This is a genomic window from Pseudochelatococcus sp. G4_1912, assembly GCF_047501465.1.
GTDB lineage: Bacteria > Pseudomonadota > Alphaproteobacteria > Rhizobiales > Beijerinckiaceae > Pseudochelatococcus.
In genome coordinates, this window is record NZ_JAZDRL010000002.1 from 303,684 (window position 1) to 319,491 (window position 15,808).

Genomic DNA, 15,808 nt, shown 5'->3' on the forward strand with positions numbered 1-15,808 from the left:
GCGCTAGGGATGATTGTGTTAAACAAATACGCTTGCCTAAAAGCAAGCTTTGCCGCCGCAGCAAAGACCACGGCGACAATTCGGTAGTGCGCTACCTAGATTATTTCTTCTTACCAGCGATTGGCTTAGCTTTACCCTTACGGGTACGAGCGTTTGTATGAGTACGCTGGCCGCGCACCGGAAGATTACGGCGATGACGCAAACCACGGTAGCAACCAAGATCCATAAGCCGCTTGATGTTCATGGACACTTCACGACGCAGATCACCTTCTACGATGTAGTCACTGTCAATCGTCTCACGAATCTGCAAAACTTGCGCATCCGACAGCTCATTCACACGACGCTCTGCAGGAATGTTGACTTTCTCAACAATTTCCTGGGCCTTCTTGGGACCGATGCCATGAATATATTGCAGCGCAATTACAACGCGCTTGCCTGTCGGAATATTTACACCTGCTATACGAGCCACGCTCAACTCCATCTATTGCCCGAGGGCGGAAAATGGCACACGTCCGGTGGAGGCCGGCCCCTGTGCGCCTGATACCAGCTAGTAAAATCGAATAAACCGATTATAGCCACCTGATTCAAGGGAAGGATGACCCTTTAATCAATCTTCATCCATTCGTCAAGATAGACGATAACGCTTTTTGAATTGATTCAGTTACGACATCAATTGGTTGCTGACCGTCGATTTCCACAAGCAGCCCCTGCTTTTTATAATAAGGGGCAACAATAGCCGTATCACGCTCATAAGCCGCAAGGCGGTTTTTGAAGACTTCCGGATCGTCATCCTTCCGAACTTCCTCTCCACGTGTACGAGATTCTTCGGCCCGGTTAACAATCCTATTAACCAATTTATCGTGATCAACCTTTAGCTCAAGCGCCATATCAATTTTCTGGGACTTGATTTTTAACGCAGCATCGAGAGCCTCGGCCTGCGCAACCGTTCGCGGAAAACCATCAAGGATAAACCCGTCATGGGCATCAGGTTCTTCAATTCGGTCAACAATAATACCAATGACAATGTCATCTGATACTAGTTGCCCCGCCTCCATAACGGCTTTCGCTTTAAGACCTATGGACGTTCCGGCAGCAACTGCTGCGCGTAACATGTCACCTGTAGAGAGCTGCGGAATGCTGTATTTTTCGACAAGTCGCCTCGCCTGCGTTCCTTTGCCCGCCCCGGGTGGCCCCAGAAAAATCAGTCTCATCGCCTTCTTGCTCCCCTTAGTTTCGACTTCTTAACCAACCCTTCGTATTGATGTGCCATAAGATGCCCATGCACCTGAGCGACTGTATCCATTGTCACGCTCACAACAATTAGCAGCGATGTTCCACCGAAATAAAATGGAAGGGATGCATAAGAAATAAGCAACTCAGGTAGAAGACAGATCAATGCGATATAAGCTGCACCGAGAACCGTAATACGAGTCAATACGTAGTCGATATAGTTTGCAGTCCGTTCTCCAGGGCGAATACCCGGTATGAACCCACCATGCTTTTTTAGATTATCAGCGGTTTCAGTTGGATTAAAAACAATCGCCGTGTAAAAGAAAGCAAAAAACACGATCAACGCGACATAAAGCACCATATAGGCTGGTCTGCCATGGGCAAGATAAGATGCGATGGACCCCAAAAATCCCGTGTTGCCACTGGCTTGAGAAAAACTCGCAATAGTTGTTGGGAGAAGCAAAAGAGAAGAAGCAAAAATGGGCGGAATTACACCAGCCGTATTTAATTTCAGTGGTAAAAACGATGTCTGCCCTTCATAAAGGCGGTTGCCAACCTGCCGCTTTGGGTAATTGATTAGCAACCTACGTTGCGCGCGCTCCATGAAAACAATGAAGGCGATTACGGCAATAGACATCACAATAACGCCAAGGATAATGCCAGTTGATAAGGCGCCCTGACGTCCAAGTTCTAGTGTTCCACCAATCGCACTTGGCAACTCTGCAACGATACCTGCAAAGATGATAAGCGAGGTTCCGTTGCCAATACCACGTGAGGTGATCTGCTCGCCCAGCCACATCAGAAACATGGTGCCGCCAACCAATGTAATGACTGTCGAAATACGGAAAAACACCCCCGGATCTAAAACTACACTTGCAGAGCTTTCGAGCCCAAAAGCAATCCCCCATGCCTGAAAAATAGCAAGCACAACAGTTAAATAACGAGTGTACTGATTAATAACTTTGCGCCCAGCTTCACCATCCTTTTTTAGTGCTTCGAGCGAAGGCAAAACACTCGTGAGCAGTTGGACAATGATCGATGCTGAAATATACGGCATGATATTCAGTGCAAAAATAGCCATACGGCCAACAGCACCGCCAGAAAACATATTAAACAGACCGAGCACACCACCTTGTGTCTGCTGAAAAATATCCGCCACGGCCTGCGGATTTATACCAGGCAACGGGATGTACGTTCCCATGCGATAAACAATTAGCGCCCCTAATGTAAACCAGATACGCTTTTTGAGCTCTTCGGCCTTTGTAAAAGCACCGAAATTAAGATTTGCCGCAAGCTGTTCCGCTGCCGATGCCATGGCTATCAAATCCTCGGGATAGTCGATTAACGCCAAATAATCTTCAGGTGAGATAACAGCTGTTTCACCTAATAGAAAGTGGCGCATGGAAAACATAAAACAAGGCGCAGGGAATCTGCTAGTAGCTTCGTATCAGATTTCTCTACCTCATTACACGACAATGGCGACAGTCAGAGATTTCTCCCCGTGTCGCCACTACCAAACATTATATAGAGATAAGCTTACGCCTCTACTGCCTGAGCAGATAGAACAGTAACTGATCCACCGACGCTCTCAATCGCAGCTACTGCAGACTTGGATGCCCCAGCAACGGAAAATGATACCTTCGTCTTTAACTCGCCAACACCGAGAATGCGAACGCCATCACGTAGTTTAGAAATAACGCCTGCAGCAACTAATACCTCATTAGTAATAGGCTGCGATGCATCGATCTTACCAGCTTCAATGGCTTCTTGTACCCGACCAATGTTGACTTCATTGAAGTCCTTGGCAAAAATATTGTTGAAGCCTCGCTTTGGAAGACGACGATGGATGGGCATCTGACCACCTTCGAAGCCCTTAATAGCGACACCTGATCGGGACTTCTGGCCTTTAACGCCGCGTCCACCTGTCTTACCTTTACCGGAACCAATACCACGACCGACGCGCATGCGTCCCTTCACGGCACCCGCATTATCCGAAATCTCGTTCAATTTTACCATTGCGCGATCCTCACTTATCGTGTTCGGAAGCGTCCGAAACGACGCGCACGAGGTGCTTGACCTTTTCGATCATGCCACGAACCGCCGGAGTATCCTCCAGCTCAGAACGACGACGGATCTTATTAAGCCCAAGCCCCATCAACGTTTGACGCTGATAAGCCGGGCGACGGATAGGGCTGCCAGTCTGTTCGACGATCAGCGTTTTTGCTGTCTTGTTAGCCATCGATCAGCCCCCTCACGCTTCTGCGTTAGATGTTTCGCCCTCAGAGGCGTCACGGCGACGCGCTTGCAGAGTCGAAACCTTCAGACCGCGGCGAGCAGCAACAGACCGTGGGCTGTCCTCATGCTTCAGCGCATCAAAAGTGGCGCGAACCAAATTGTAAGGGTTTGATGAACCTATCGACTTCGCTACCACATCCGCCACGCCAAGTGTCTCAAACACAGCGCGCATCGGACCACCAGCAATAATACCGGTACCAGGAGGAGCAGAGCGCAGGATAACCTTGCCAGCCCCCCAACGACCTGCCACGTCGTGGTGAAGCGTGCGACCTTCCTTTAGCGGAACGCGCACAAGCGCACGCTTAGCTGCTTCTGTCGCTTTGCGAATCGCTTCCGGAACTTCACGGGCTTTACCGTGGCCAAACCCCACACGCCCCTTCTGATCACCAATCACAACAAGAGCTGCGAAGCCGAAGCGACGACCACCCTTAACAACCTTGGCAACACGATTAATATGAACCAGCTTATCCGTAAACTCGCTATCGCGCTCTTCACGGTCACGCTGTTGCTGACGTTCTTTTGCCATAACAGTCTCACTGACGCGGGGCGGCGGCCCCCGCTCGCATGATTAAACAATCCGCCGTTAATCTGATAAATGAAATCATTCGATCAGAAGCTTAAACCACTTTCACGTGCAGCCTCGGCTAAGGCCCTGACTCGACCGTGGTAAATGAATGCACCACGGTCAAAGACAACTTCCTTAACCCCAGCAGCAACTGCACGCTCGGCAATTAACTTACCAACGATCTTTGCTGCTTCAATATCGGCACCGGTCTTTATTGTTTCACGTACATCTTTCTCGAGTGTCGAAGCGTGGGCCAAGGTACGTCCCTGTGCATCGTCGATAATCTGTGCGTAAATCTGCTTTGAAGAACGGTGAACGGAGAGGCGTAACCGCCCGTTAGCCGCCGCACGAAGCGCACGACGGACTCGAGCCCTCCGGCGATCCGTGGAACTGAGTTTATCAGCCATCGCTGCGCATCCTTACTTCTTCTTGCCTTCCTTACGGAAGATGAACTCATTCGCGTATTTCACGCCCTTGCCTTTGTAAGGTTCTGGACGACGATAATCACGAATTTTGGCAGCCGTTTGCCCGACTTCCTGAGCATTGATACCGCTGACAATAATTTCCGTTGGCTTCGGTGTTGCAATCAAGATTCCAGCTGGAATCGGGAAATCAACATCGTGACTGAAACCAAGCGACAGCTTCAGGATCTTGCCTTGAACTGCAGCTTTGTAACCCACTCCATTGATCTCAAGCTTCTTTTCAAAGCCCTGCGACACGCCCGTCATAAGGTTAGCAATCTGCGACCGTGACGTCCCCCAAAGAGAACGCGCACTTTTAGAGTCATCGCGAGGATCCACCTTGATGGCTCCGTCCTTCAGCTCAACGTAAACCTCATCAGGCACGACGAACGACAGCTCACCCTTCGCACCCTTAACTTTGACAGCCTGACCAGTTACGGTCGCCGTCACACCCGCCGGAACTGGAACCGGCTTTTTCCCGATACGAGACATAATGGCCTCCCGTGGTTCTCACTGCAATGCTTGACAAATCCCCAAATCACTAAAGGCGATTTTAGAACACTTGACAAAGCACCTCACCGCCCACGTTAATTTCGCGCGCCGTGTGGTCAGCCATGACCCCCTTCGGCGTTGAAAGAATAACAACACCAAGGCCATCGGCAACGCGTGGCAACGTATCGACCGATGCGTAAACACGACGGCCAGGCTTAGACACGCGCTGGATGGAACGGATAACGGGCTCACCGTCAAAATACTTCAACTCAACCTCAAACTCGGTACGACCATTGCCATACTCTGTCGACGTAAAGCCACGGATATAACCCTCTGTCTGCAGCACTTCAAGCACACGCGCACGCAGCTTAGAGCCAGGCGTTGTAATCTTACCGCGACGGCGCATTTGCGCGTTACGGATACGAGTGAGCAAATCGCCAAGCGGATCGTTGATCGCCATGTTTTCGACCTCCTTACCAGCTTGACTTCACAAGACCGGGTACTAGGCCTTGTGAACCCAATTCCCGCAATGCGATACGCGACATGCGCAGCTGACGATAAAATGCGCGTGGACGACCCGTAACTTCGCAACGGTTGCGAACACGCGTCGGGGCTGAGTTACGAGGCAATGCAGCTAGCTTGAGGCGCGCTTCAAAACGCTCCTCAATTGGCAGCGCCTCATTATTAGCGGCAGCAAGCAATTCTGTGCGCTTGATAGCATAACGCTTAACCAAGGCAATACGACGCTTGTTTTTCTCGATTGAACTTTTCTTAGCCATATATTTTATCTCCGGTGTCCGCGTATAAGAGGAAAAACTCTCACTGCCGGAACGGGAAGTTGAAGTGCTTCAATAGCGCGCGGGCTTCATCATCCGTGCGCGCAGTCGTCACAACGATGATATCCATACCCCATGGTGAATCAACTTTATCGTAGTCAATTTCTGGAAACACAAGGTGCTCTTTAAGACCAAGAGCAAAATTTCCACGACCATCGAATGATTTAGCGTTCAGACCACGGAAGTCACGCACACGCGGCAAAGCCACGGTGACAAGACGATCAAGGAATTCATACATACGCGTCTTACGAAGTGTCACCTTAGCGCCGATTGGCATGTTTTCGCGCAGCTTAAACGACGCAATAGCCTTACGGGCTTTGGTAATAACAGGCTTTTGACCAGCAATCAACGCCAAATCACCAGCCGCCACTGCAGCCTTCTTAGAATCGGCAACAGATTCGCCAACACCCATATTGATCACGACTTTTTCAATGGTCGGTACTTGGAAGGGGTTCTTATAACCGAACTCCTCAATCATCTTCGCACGCACGACCTCATCGTAATGCTTACGCAGGCGCGGAACATAGTTTGCGCCCAGATCAGTGATGGCCTCAGACATCGATCACATCTCCCGAACGCTTGGCAAAGCGAACCTTGCGCCCGTCTTCCAGAACCTTAAATCCAACACGCGTAGGCTGACCATCCTTTGGATCAGCAATTGCGATATTGGACAAATGAAGCGGTGCCTCTTTAGAGATAATGCCGCCTTCATTGCTTGTCGTCTGACGCGTATGGCGTTTGACTAAATTAACTCCGCGAACGAGCGCACGCGCTTCATCCGGGATTACTCGAAGCACTTCGCCTGTCTGGCCCTTATCACGGCCAGCAAGCACGACGATCTTATCGCCCTTCTTGATCTTGGCCGCCATTACAACACCTCAGGGGCAAGGGAAATAATCTTCATATGATTCTTAGAGCGCAGTTCACGCGGAACGGGACCAAAAATACGCGTGCCAATCGGCTCTTTCTGAGCATTAATCAACACCGCCGCATTATTGTCAAAGCGGATCACGGAGCCATCAACGCGCCGAATATCCTTCGCCGTACGTACGACAACAGCCTTTAACACATCGCCCTTTTTCACGCGACCACGTGGAATAGCCTCTTTCACGGACACAACTATAATGTCGCCAACGCCGGCATACTTGCGCTTTGCGCCACCAAGCACCTTGATGCACATGACACGACGAGCGCCTGAATTATCAGCGACATCGAGATTAGTCTGCATCTGGATCATGGCATAGATCCTTTCTCTGTCTCAGACGGTTTCCATCTTTCGGACTACGCCTGACGGGGATCTTGCGGTCCCCTCGCCTTCTTAATGAACTTAAGCTTCCGAATTAGTCTGCCCATCTGGCAAAACAATCCAAGACTTTAGTCGCGACAATGGACGTGTCTCCTCGATCCAAACTATTTGACCAGCCTTGACCAAATTTGACTCATCGTGCGCGTGGTAGTTCTTCGTACGACGAACGGTCTTTTTAAGCAATGGGTGCGTAAAACGACGCTCCACCTTAACAACAACCGTCTTGTCTTGCTTGTCGCTAACGACGACGCCTTGCAATATACGTTTTGGCATTGTCGCCTCCTCAAGCCTTGCCCGCACTGGCGAGCTTCGCCTGCTGGAACGTCTTTACGCGCGCGATATCGCGGCGCACTTCCTTCACACGGCCTGTGTTTTCAAGCTGCCCGGTAGCACGCTGAAAACGCAGGTTAAACTGCTCTTTTTTGAGCTTAACAAGCTCATCTTGGAGCTGATCAGCCGACAACACTTTAATGTCGGAGAGCCTCTGCGTTGATGCCATGTCGCCCTCCCTTACTCGGCGATGCGCTGAACGAACCGCGTCTTGATCGGAAGCTTGGCAGCACCTAGACGAAGCGCCTCACGGGCGATTTCCTCATTAACGCCACCCAGCTCGAACATTACACGGCCCGGCTTAACACGAGCAGCCCAATAGTCAGGGGCACCCTTACCTTTACCCATGCGCACTTCCGCGGGTTTGTCCGTAACTGGGACGTCCGGGAAAATACGAATCCATACGCGCCCTTGACGTTTCATCTGGCGCGTAATGGCACGGCGAGCAGCTTCAATCTGACGCGCCGTTACCCGTTCGGGTTCCAGAGCTTTAAGACCGAACTCGCCAAAATTCAAATCTGTGCCGCCCTTGGCCTCTCCATGGATACGGCCTTTGAACTGCTTACGAAACTTTGTCTTCTTGGGCTGAAGCATTTATCCTAACTCCCGCTCCTTCAAGCCGCAGAATCACGGCGACCGTGGGAGCGTTGACCGCTACCCTCATCCGCTAGCCGCTTATCCTGCGCCATTGGATCGTGCTCTAGGATCTCGCCCTTAAAGATCCAAACCTTGATTCCGCACGTACCATACGTGGTGAAGGCTGTGCCTATACCATAATCGATATCAGCACGCAAGGTGTGAAGTGGCACACGACCCTCACGGTACCATTCAACACGCGCGATCTCTGCGCCGCCTAAACGGCCAGAACAGTTAATTCGAATGCCTTCAGCACCCAAACGCATCGCAGATTGCACTGCACGCTTCATGGCGCGGCGAAATGCCACACGCCGTTCCAGTTGTTGCGCAATTGAATCAGCAACAAGCGTCGCATCAGTTTCGGGCTTACGCACCTCAACAATATTGATGCTTACTTCCGCATCCGTAAGCTTGGCAACTATTTTGCGCAGCTTCTCGATGTCCGCGCCTTTTTTGCCGATGACCACACCCGGACGCGCCGAATAAATGGTCACACGGGCCTTTCGGTGCGGACGCTCAATAATAATACGCGATACCGCTGCCTGCTTCAGTTGCTTCATCAGCGCTTCGCGAATAGCGATATCTTCATGCAGCAGACGGCCATATTCACCTTTGCCTGCATACCAGCGAGAGTCCCACGTCCGGTTGATACCAAGACGTAGGCCGACCGGATTGACCTTCTGACCCATCGTCTTCTCCTCAAGCCTCTGTCGCGATTTCACGCACAACAATTGTCAGGTGCGAAAACGGCTTTTCGATACGTGCGCCGCGGCCACGTGCACGTGCATGGAACCGCTTCATGACAAGACCCTTGCCTACAAAAGCTTCAGCGACGACTAGATCGTCTATATCAAGCTCATGATTGTTCTCAGCATTAGCGATAGCACTTTCAAGTGCCTTACGGACATCGATTGCAATACGTTTACGGCTAAACTGCAGATCGGCCAGTGCACGATCAACTTTCTTGCCACGAATCAGCTGCGCAACCAAGTTAAGCTTCTGAGGCGAGACGCGCAAATTGCGCGCCACAGCCTTGGCTTCGTTGTCCTTCAGTGTGCGGGGAGCAGATGCCTTACCCATGGGGCCTATCTCCTCTTCGCTTTCTTGTCGGCAGCGTGACCGTGGAACGTCCGTGTTGGTGAGAACTCACCAAACTTATGACCAACCATCTCCTCGCTTACCGCGACCGGAATGTGCTTTTGACCGTTATATACGCCAAACGTCAGCCCAACGAAGTGAGGCAAAATCGTGGAGCGACGGCTCCAAATCTTGATCACATCAGAACGGCCGGACGCACGAGCGGCCTCAGCCTTCTTAAGGACATAGCCGTCAACAAACGGGCCCTTCCAAGTAGAACGTGCCATTGCGCGCCCCTTACCTCTTCTTCTTTGTGTGACGGCTGGACACAATGAAGGTATCCGTCCGTTTATTGGAACGGGTCTTCTTGCCCTTCGTCGGCTTACCCCAAGGTGTAACCGGATGACGACCACCCGACGTACGCCCTTCACCACCACCGTGTGGATGGTCAATCGGGTTCATCGTCACACCACGGTTATGCGGACGGCGACCCAGCCAGCGCGAACGACCAGCCTTACCCTTATTGGTGTTCATGTGGTCAGGATTTGACACCGCACCAACGGTAGCAAAACACTGACCGTGCACAAGACGCTGCTCGCCCGAGTTGAGACGCAAGATAACATAACCCTGGTCACGACCGACTATCTGCGCATAAGCACCAGCTGAACGAGCAATCGTTCCACCTTTACCAATCTTAAGCTCGACATTATGCACGATCGTACCAACGGGAATACTTGCCAAAGGCAAAGCATTTCCAGGCTTAATATCAACCTGCTCGCCAGATGTCACCGAATCGCCAACATTCAAACGCTGCGGCGCAAGAATATAAGACTTGCTACCATCGGGGAATGCCAGCAACGCAATGAATGCGCTACGGTTAGGATCGTACTCAATCCGCTCAACAGCTGCGACTTCACCAATGCGCTCGCGACGCTTGAAGTCCACAATGCGATAAGTGCGCTTATGTCCGCCACCACGGAAGCGCACTGTAATGCGCCCGTTATTATTGCGCCCACCCTTACGGGTAAGACCTTCAGTCAGCGTCTTCTCGGGGGCACCACGATGTAGCCCCGTCCGGTCGACAATCACCAGCTGACGCTGGCTTGGCGTAACCGGTTTGAAGTGCTTCAAAGCCATCGGTTCACTCCTTCACCAGCTTCACAAGCCTGTCGTCATATCGATGTTATGGCCCTCTGCAAGAGTCACAACAGCTTTTTTGACGTCGGACCGCTGACCAAGCATACCTTTGAAACGCTTTGTTTTGCCCTTAGTCACTAGCGTATTAACGCTTTCAACCTTGACATCAAACAGCTTTTCAACAGCCATCTTGATTTGCGGCTTCGTCGCTGTCTTAGCGACTTTGAATACGACCTTATTATGCTCTGAAAGGGCTGTTGCCTTTTCAGTAATCACAGGGCCGACAATTACATCATAGTGGCGCGGGTCAATAATCATTTGAAACGTGCCTCCAGCGCGTCTACGGCAGCCCTCGTCAGAACAAGCGTATCCCGCCGCAGAATGTCATAAACATTAATACCTTGAACCGGCAAAACATCAACGTTCGGAATGTTGCGGGCGGCAAGACCAAAGTTTACATCAATCTCGACACCACCAATCACCAAAGCATTCGAAAGGCCAAGCTTAATGAATTGCTCTTTAAGCACCTTCGTCTTAGGATTAGCTGAACACGCATCATCAATGACAATAAGCGTCTGTGTCTTCATCTTAGACGAAAGAGCGTGCTTAAGAGCAAGCTGACGTACCTTCTTAGGCAAATCATGCGTGTGATCACGCACAATTGGACCGAACGCCTTACCACCACCGCGGTATTGCGGTGCACGCGCCGAACCATGACGAGCACCGCCGGTTCCCTTCTGACGATAGACTTTCTTACCCGTACGGGAAATTTCCGCACGACCAAGTGACTTATGTGTACCGGCCTGACGACCAGCAAGCTGCCACCGAACATAACGTTGAATTAGATCGGCTCTTGGCTCAAGACCAAAAATTGTTTCATCAAGCTCGATCGCACCGGCTTTGCCGCCGTCGAGCGTCGTAATGTCGAGCTTCATTCCGCGCTCTCCTGCCCTACAGCGGTCACTGCATCAGCACTGCTCTCGCGAAAACTACCCGGCACAGGAGCCTCCTTTGGAAGCGTGCGCTTCACTGCGTCGCGAACCGTGATCCACCCCCCGGCAACACCCGGCACCGCACCTTCTACCAGTATAAGACCGCGTTCAACATCCGTTTGAACAACACGCAGATTTTGCGTGGTTACGCGCTCTGAACCAAGATGACCAGGCATCTTTTTGTTTTTAAAGGTCTTGCCTGGATCTTGACGACCACCAGTTGAACCAATTGAGCGATGCGAGACAGACACACCGTGTGTCGCACGCAAACCGCCGAAGTTCCACCGCTTCATACCGCCAGCGAACCCTTTACCAGTGCTTACACCCGTCACGTCCACAAACTGACCTGGAACGAAGTGATCAACAGTGATTTCAGCACCAACCGGAATTTCCTGACCTGGAGCAACTCGAAATTCCGCAAGCTTCTTTTTAGGCTCTACTTGGGCATTGGCATAATGCCCACGCTCAGCCTTAGAAACATTCTTAACTTTAGCTACGCCAACACCAACTTGCAGCGCGGTGTAACCATTTTTCTCAACAGTTAAGTGTGCAACAACCTGACAGTTGTCGACTTTTAAAACTGTTACCGGGATATGCTCACCCGCATCTGTAAAGATGCGAGTCATCCCGACTTTTTTTGCGATGACGCCGGAGCGCATGAGCATATCCTCCAGGGCGTTCCTGGCTCTGACATTCCCCAAAGGGAAGTCAGAGCCTGATTTCCACGTCTACACCAGCAGCAAGATCAAGCTTCATCAAAGCATCAACCGTCTGAGGTGTGGGTTCAACGATATCGAGAACGCGTAGATGAGTACGCATCTCGAATTGTTCACGCGACTTCTTATCGATGTGCGGTGAACGATTTACAGTAAACTTCTTAATACGCGTAGGCAGCGGGATCGGACCCCGCACCTTCGCACCCGTCCTCTTTGCGGTCGAAACAATCTCGAGCGTGGACGCATCCAACACACGATGATCGAACGCCTTAAGGCGAATGCGGATATTCTGACCAGTCATGACAGAAACCTCAGGCCGATCCCGGCTAATTGTGGATACTGAATATTAGTTCAGCATCCACCGCAAATAAATCACTCGATAATTTCGGCGACGACGCCTGCGCCGACGGTGCGACCACCTTCACGGATAGCGAAGCGCAGCTTCTCTTCCATTGCGATCGGAACGATCAGGTGCACTTCGACAGAGATGTTATCGCCAGGCATCACCATTTCCGTGCCTTCTGGCAGGTGAACGATACCCGTGACGTCCGTTGTACGGAAGTAGAACTGCGGACGGTAGTTACCAAAGAACGGCGTATGACGGCCACCCTCTTCCTTTGTCAGGATATAAGCCTCAGCCTTGAACTTGGTGTGAGGCTTCACTGAACCGGGCTTTGCAAGAACCTGGCCGCGCTCAACGTCTTCACGCTTCGTGCCGCGAAGCAGCGCACCGATATTGTCGCCTGCCTGACCTTGATCAAGAAGCTTGCGGAACATTTCAACGCCGGTGACCGTCGTCTTGATTGTTGGACGAATGCCAACAACTTCGATTTCTTCACCAACCTTGATGATACCGCGCTCAACACGACCCGTTACAACCGTACCACGACCAGAGATTGAGAATACATCCTCAACTGGCATCAGGAATGGCTGGTCAACTGGGCGCTCTGGCTGTGGGATGTATGCATCGACTGCTTCCATCAGCTTCAGAACGGCATCGTGACCGATTTCACGGTTCGTATCTTCAAGTGCTGCAAGTGCAGAACCCTTGACAACAGGAATGTCATCGCCAGGGAATTCATATTTTGACAGAAGCTCACGGATCTCGAGCTCTACAAGCTCAAGAAGCTCCGGATCATCCACCTGGTCGACCTTGTTCATGAACACGACAAGCGCAGGAACACCAACCTGGCGAGCGAGCAGAATGTGCTCACGCGTCTGGGGCATTGGACCGTCAGCAGATGACACAACCAGAATCGCGCCGTCCATCTGAGCAGCACCCGTGATCATGTTCTTCACGTAGTCGGCGTGCCCGGGGCAATCAACGTGTGCATAGTGACGGTTTGCGGTTTCGTACTCAACGTGGGATGTTGAGATGGTGATACCACGTGCTTTTTCTTCTGGCGCCTTATCGATTTGATCGTACGCCGTAAACGAAGCGCCACCAGCCTCGGCAAGAACCTTCGTGATCGCAGCCGTCAATGACGTCTTGCCATGGTCAACGTGACCAATCGTTCCGATGTTACAATGCGGCTTCGTCCGCTCAAACTTTTCCTTCGCCATCTTGCGGCTCCCTGAAAACAACTCGACCTAACGTCGAATAAATTCCTGAATGATGAAGCTTAAACCCAATACCCGAAGCACCTAGATGCTTATGCGTACTTGGCCTGAACCTCTTGAGCGACCGCTGACGGCACCTGCTCGTAATGGTCAAACTGCATCGTGTAAGTTGCGCGTCCCTGACTCATGGATCGCAATGTATTGACATAGCCAAACATGTTGGCCAACGGAACCATCGCATCAACGACGACCGCGTTACCACGCATATCTTGACCTTGGATCTGGCCACGGCGAGAATTAAGATCGCCGATCACTGAGCCTGTATAGTCTTCCGGTGTCACAACTTCAACCTTCATAACAGGCTCAAGTAACACCGATCCACCCTTTTGTAGAGCATCACGAAGTGCAGCACGTGCAGCAATTTCAAAGGCTAACGCCGATGAATCAACTTCATGGTATGCACCGTCAATCAATTCGATCTTAAGGTCGACCACAGGGAAGCCAGCAAGAATACCCGCACCCAAGACGCTTTCCAGCCCCTTCTCGACACCAGGAATGTACTCCTTAGGCACCGAACCACCAACGACCTTAGAAGAAAACGAATAACCAGTACCAGCTTCTGCAGGCTCGACCACTAACTTAACGCGAGCAAACTGACCTGTACCACCAGTCTGTTTTTTATGCGTATAATCAATCTCTACTTTTTTAGAGATACGCTCACGGTAAGCTACTTGAGGTGCACCGACGTTAGCATCTACCTTATAAGTACGACGTAAAATGTCGACCTTAATATCAAGATGAAGCTCACCCATTCCCTTAAGAATAGTTTGGCCAGATTCAGTATCCGTCGAAACACGGAAAGAAGGATCTTCGGCCGCTAGCTTGGACAAAGCAATACCAAGTTTTTCCTGATCAGCCTTAGACTTAGGCTCAATCGCAATCTCAATAACAGGCTCAGGAAACTCCATGCGCTCCAGCACTACGCCTTTTAATGGATCACAAAGCGTATCGCCGGTACGAACATCCTTGAGACTTGCCAAAGCGACAATATCACCCGCATAAGCTTCCTTGATATCTTCACGATTGTTTGCATGCATCAAGAGCATACGCCCGACACGCTCTTTCTTCTCGCGGGTCGAATTCAGAACAGTATCACCAGACTTCACACAACCGGAATAAACACGGCAGAATGTGATTGTGCCAACGAAAGGATCGTCCATAATCTTGAACGCGAGCATAGAGAAAGGCTCGTCATCGGAAGGCAAGCGCTCCGTCGGCTCCTCGGTCTTGACATCAGTGCCTTTAATCGCACCACGATCAATTGGCGACGGCAAATAAGCCACCACTGCATCCAATAATGGATGAATACCGCGATTTTTAAACGCTGAACCACAAAGAACGGGATGATAAGCACGCGCCTGAACAGCCGTGCGAACCAAACGATGCAACGTTTCAGCATCCGGCTCTTTACCATCCAGGTAAGCAGCCATTACATCGTCATCCAGCTCAACAGATGCTTCGATTAGCTTCAGACGATACTCTGCAGCTTGCTCGGCGAGGTCTGCAGGAATATCCGTGACTTCTGGAGTTCCAGTGCTATCGCGGTAATAGATTGCCTTTTGCGCGATTAGATCGACAACGCCGATAAAGTCGTTTTCAACGCCAATTGGAATCTGCAACAGAACAGGTTTACCGGCAACACGATCAATGATCGAGTCAACACATTTGAACAGATCGGAACCGACCTTGTCCATTTTGTTAACAAAAACGATGCGCGGCACATCATACTTGTCAGCTTGACGCCAAACAGTCTCAGTCTGAGGCTCAACACCCTGACTACCGTCAAGAACACACACAGCACCATCAAGAACACGCAGTGAACGCTCAACTTCAATCGTGAAGTCAACATGACCAGGGGTGTCAATGATGTTCAGACGATGGTCTTTCCAGAAACAGGTAGTTGCAGCAGAAGTAATGGTAATACCACGCTCCTGCTCCTGATCCATCCAGTCCATGGTTGCCGCACCTTCGTGCGTTTCACCAATTTTGTGGTTCTTGCCCGTAAAGAAAAGAATGCGCTCGGTCGTCGTCGTCTTACCGGCGTCGATATGCGCCATGATTCCGAAGTTACGGTAATCGGCAATAGGATGTGTGCGAGACATCGTCGTAGCTCCG

Annotated in this window: 26 protein-coding genes; all 26 read right to left on the reverse strand. The window is 51.0% G+C overall.

Annotated elements, in window-relative coordinates; genetic code table 11:
- Positions 1 to 100 precede the first annotated feature (100 nt).
- The 26 genes from rpsM to fusA all read right to left on the reverse strand — a co-directional run bounded on the left by rpsM (position 101) and on the right by fusA (position 15,795).
- Positions 101 to 469 (reverse strand): 30S ribosomal protein S13, encoded by a 369-nt coding sequence (rpsM, locus tag VRZ32_RS08580; RefSeq protein WP_414525331.1) that lies wholly within the window; start codon positions 467 to 469, stop codon positions 101 to 103.
- A gap of 145 nt (positions 470 to 614) precedes the next feature.
- Entirely contained in the window at positions 615 to 1,211 is a 597-nt protein-coding gene (locus tag VRZ32_RS08585) for an adenylate kinase (RefSeq protein WP_414525332.1), read from the reverse strand.
- Positions 1,208 to 2,545: a preprotein translocase subunit SecY gene (gene secY / locus VRZ32_RS08590; protein WP_414526175.1), complete on the reverse strand. Its 1,338-nt coding sequence runs from the start codon at positions 2,543 to 2,545 to the stop codon at positions 1,208 to 1,210. Before secY ends, VRZ32_RS08585 begins: the two co-directional genes overlap by 4 nt.
- A 221-nt stretch (positions 2,546 to 2,766) precedes the next feature.
- The gene (gene rplO, locus VRZ32_RS08595) at positions 2,767 to 3,246 is read right to left on the reverse strand and encodes a 50S ribosomal protein L15 (RefSeq protein WP_414525333.1); all 480 of its coding nucleotides are present in this window, start codon (positions 3,244 to 3,246) and stop codon (positions 2,767 to 2,769) included.
- A gap of 10 nt (positions 3,247 to 3,256) precedes the next feature.
- Positions 3,257 to 3,469 (reverse strand): 50S ribosomal protein L30, encoded by a 213-nt coding sequence (gene rpmD, locus VRZ32_RS08600; protein WP_414525334.1) that lies wholly within the window; start codon positions 3,467 to 3,469, stop codon positions 3,257 to 3,259.
- A 12-nt stretch (positions 3,470 to 3,481) separates the two neighbouring features.
- Positions 3,482 to 4,051 carry a 30S ribosomal protein S5 gene (gene rpsE, locus VRZ32_RS08605; RefSeq protein WP_414525335.1) on the reverse strand — a complete coding sequence of 190 codons (570 nt, stop codon included), beginning with the start codon at positions 4,049 to 4,051 and terminating at the stop codon, positions 3,482 to 3,484.
- 83 nt (positions 4,052 to 4,134) lie between these two features.
- Positions 4,135 to 4,497 (reverse strand): 50S ribosomal protein L18, encoded by a 363-nt coding sequence (gene rplR, locus VRZ32_RS08610; protein WP_414525336.1) that lies wholly within the window; start codon positions 4,495 to 4,497, stop codon positions 4,135 to 4,137.
- Positions 4,498 to 4,509: 12 nt separating this feature from the next.
- Positions 4,510 to 5,043: a 50S ribosomal protein L6 gene (gene rplF, locus VRZ32_RS08615; RefSeq protein ID WP_414525337.1), complete on the reverse strand. Its 534-nt coding sequence runs from the start codon at positions 5,041 to 5,043 to the stop codon at positions 4,510 to 4,512.
- A gap of 61 nt (positions 5,044 to 5,104) precedes the next feature.
- Entirely contained in the window at positions 5,105 to 5,503 is a 399-nt protein-coding gene (rpsH, locus tag VRZ32_RS08620; RefSeq protein WP_414525338.1) for a 30S ribosomal protein S8, read from the reverse strand.
- 13 nt (positions 5,504 to 5,516) lie between these two features.
- Positions 5,517 to 5,822 (reverse strand): 30S ribosomal protein S14, encoded by a 306-nt coding sequence (rpsN, locus tag VRZ32_RS08625; RefSeq protein ID WP_414525339.1) that lies wholly within the window; start codon positions 5,820 to 5,822, stop codon positions 5,517 to 5,519.
- 40 nt (positions 5,823 to 5,862) lie between these two features.
- A complete protein-coding gene (gene rplE / locus VRZ32_RS08630) occupies positions 5,863 to 6,438 on the reverse strand; it encodes a 50S ribosomal protein L5 (protein WP_414525340.1) in 576 nt (191 codons plus the stop codon).
- Positions 6,431 to 6,748: a 50S ribosomal protein L24 gene (gene rplX, locus VRZ32_RS08635; RefSeq protein ID WP_414525341.1), complete on the reverse strand. Its 318-nt coding sequence runs from the start codon at positions 6,746 to 6,748 to the stop codon at positions 6,431 to 6,433. Before rplX ends, rplE begins: the two co-directional genes overlap by 8 nt.
- Positions 6,748 to 7,116 carry a 50S ribosomal protein L14 gene (rplN, locus tag VRZ32_RS08640; protein ID WP_414525342.1) on the reverse strand — a complete coding sequence of 123 codons (369 nt, stop codon included), beginning with the start codon at positions 7,114 to 7,116 and terminating at the stop codon, positions 6,748 to 6,750. Before rplN ends, rplX begins: the two co-directional genes overlap by 1 nt.
- Before the next feature lie 90 nt (positions 7,117 to 7,206).
- On the reverse strand, positions 7,207 to 7,458 hold the full coding sequence (rpsQ, locus tag VRZ32_RS08645; protein ID WP_414525343.1) for a 30S ribosomal protein S17: 252 nt from the start codon (positions 7,456 to 7,458) through the stop codon (positions 7,207 to 7,209).
- Positions 7,459 to 7,468: 10 nt separating this feature from the next.
- Complete coding sequence (gene rpmC / locus VRZ32_RS08650; RefSeq protein ID WP_414525344.1) at positions 7,469 to 7,684, reverse strand: 50S ribosomal protein L29; 216 nt, start codon at positions 7,682 to 7,684, stop codon at positions 7,469 to 7,471.
- 11 nt (positions 7,685 to 7,695) lie between these two features.
- Complete coding sequence (gene rplP / locus VRZ32_RS08655; protein ID WP_414525345.1) at positions 7,696 to 8,109, reverse strand: 50S ribosomal protein L16; 414 nt, start codon at positions 8,107 to 8,109, stop codon at positions 7,696 to 7,698.
- Positions 8,110 to 8,129: 20 nt separating this feature from the next.
- Positions 8,130 to 8,840 carry a 30S ribosomal protein S3 gene (rpsC, locus tag VRZ32_RS08660; protein ID WP_414525346.1) on the reverse strand — a complete coding sequence of 237 codons (711 nt, stop codon included), beginning with the start codon at positions 8,838 to 8,840 and terminating at the stop codon, positions 8,130 to 8,132.
- A gap of 10 nt (positions 8,841 to 8,850) precedes the next feature.
- Positions 8,851 to 9,231 (reverse strand): 50S ribosomal protein L22, encoded by a 381-nt coding sequence (gene rplV / locus VRZ32_RS08665; protein ID WP_414525347.1) that lies wholly within the window; start codon positions 9,229 to 9,231, stop codon positions 8,851 to 8,853.
- A 5-nt stretch (positions 9,232 to 9,236) separates the two neighbouring features.
- On the reverse strand, positions 9,237 to 9,515 hold the full coding sequence (gene rpsS, locus VRZ32_RS08670) for a 30S ribosomal protein S19 (protein WP_414525348.1): 279 nt from the start codon (positions 9,513 to 9,515) through the stop codon (positions 9,237 to 9,239).
- A 10-nt stretch (positions 9,516 to 9,525) separates the two neighbouring features.
- The gene (gene rplB, locus VRZ32_RS08675; RefSeq protein ID WP_414525349.1) at positions 9,526 to 10,365 is read right to left on the reverse strand and encodes a 50S ribosomal protein L2; all 840 of its coding nucleotides are present in this window, start codon (positions 10,363 to 10,365) and stop codon (positions 9,526 to 9,528) included.
- A 21-nt stretch (positions 10,366 to 10,386) separates the two neighbouring features.
- Entirely contained in the window at positions 10,387 to 10,683 is a 297-nt protein-coding gene (locus VRZ32_RS08680) for a 50S ribosomal protein L23 (protein ID WP_414525350.1), read from the reverse strand.
- Complete coding sequence (rplD, locus tag VRZ32_RS08685; protein WP_414525351.1) at positions 10,680 to 11,300, reverse strand: 50S ribosomal protein L4; 621 nt, start codon at positions 11,298 to 11,300, stop codon at positions 10,680 to 10,682. The genes VRZ32_RS08680 and rplD overlap by 4 nt, the downstream gene beginning before the upstream one ends.
- Positions 11,297 to 12,016, reverse strand: a complete 720-nt coding sequence (gene rplC, locus VRZ32_RS08690) for a 50S ribosomal protein L3 (RefSeq protein ID WP_414525352.1) — start codon at positions 12,014 to 12,016, stop codon at positions 11,297 to 11,299. The genes rplD and rplC overlap by 4 nt, the downstream gene beginning before the upstream one ends.
- A gap of 49 nt (positions 12,017 to 12,065) precedes the next feature.
- Positions 12,066 to 12,374, reverse strand: a complete 309-nt coding sequence (gene rpsJ / locus VRZ32_RS08695) for a 30S ribosomal protein S10 (protein WP_166949830.1) — start codon at positions 12,372 to 12,374, stop codon at positions 12,066 to 12,068.
- A 71-nt stretch (positions 12,375 to 12,445) separates the two neighbouring features.
- On the reverse strand, positions 12,446 to 13,636 hold the full coding sequence (gene tuf / locus VRZ32_RS08700; protein ID WP_414525353.1) for an elongation factor Tu: 1,191 nt from the start codon (positions 13,634 to 13,636) through the stop codon (positions 12,446 to 12,448).
- An 89-nt stretch (positions 13,637 to 13,725) separates the two neighbouring features.
- Complete coding sequence (fusA, locus tag VRZ32_RS08705; protein WP_414525354.1) at positions 13,726 to 15,795, reverse strand: elongation factor G; 2,070 nt, start codon at positions 15,793 to 15,795, stop codon at positions 13,726 to 13,728.
- Positions 15,796 to 15,808: the final 13 nt, after the last annotated feature.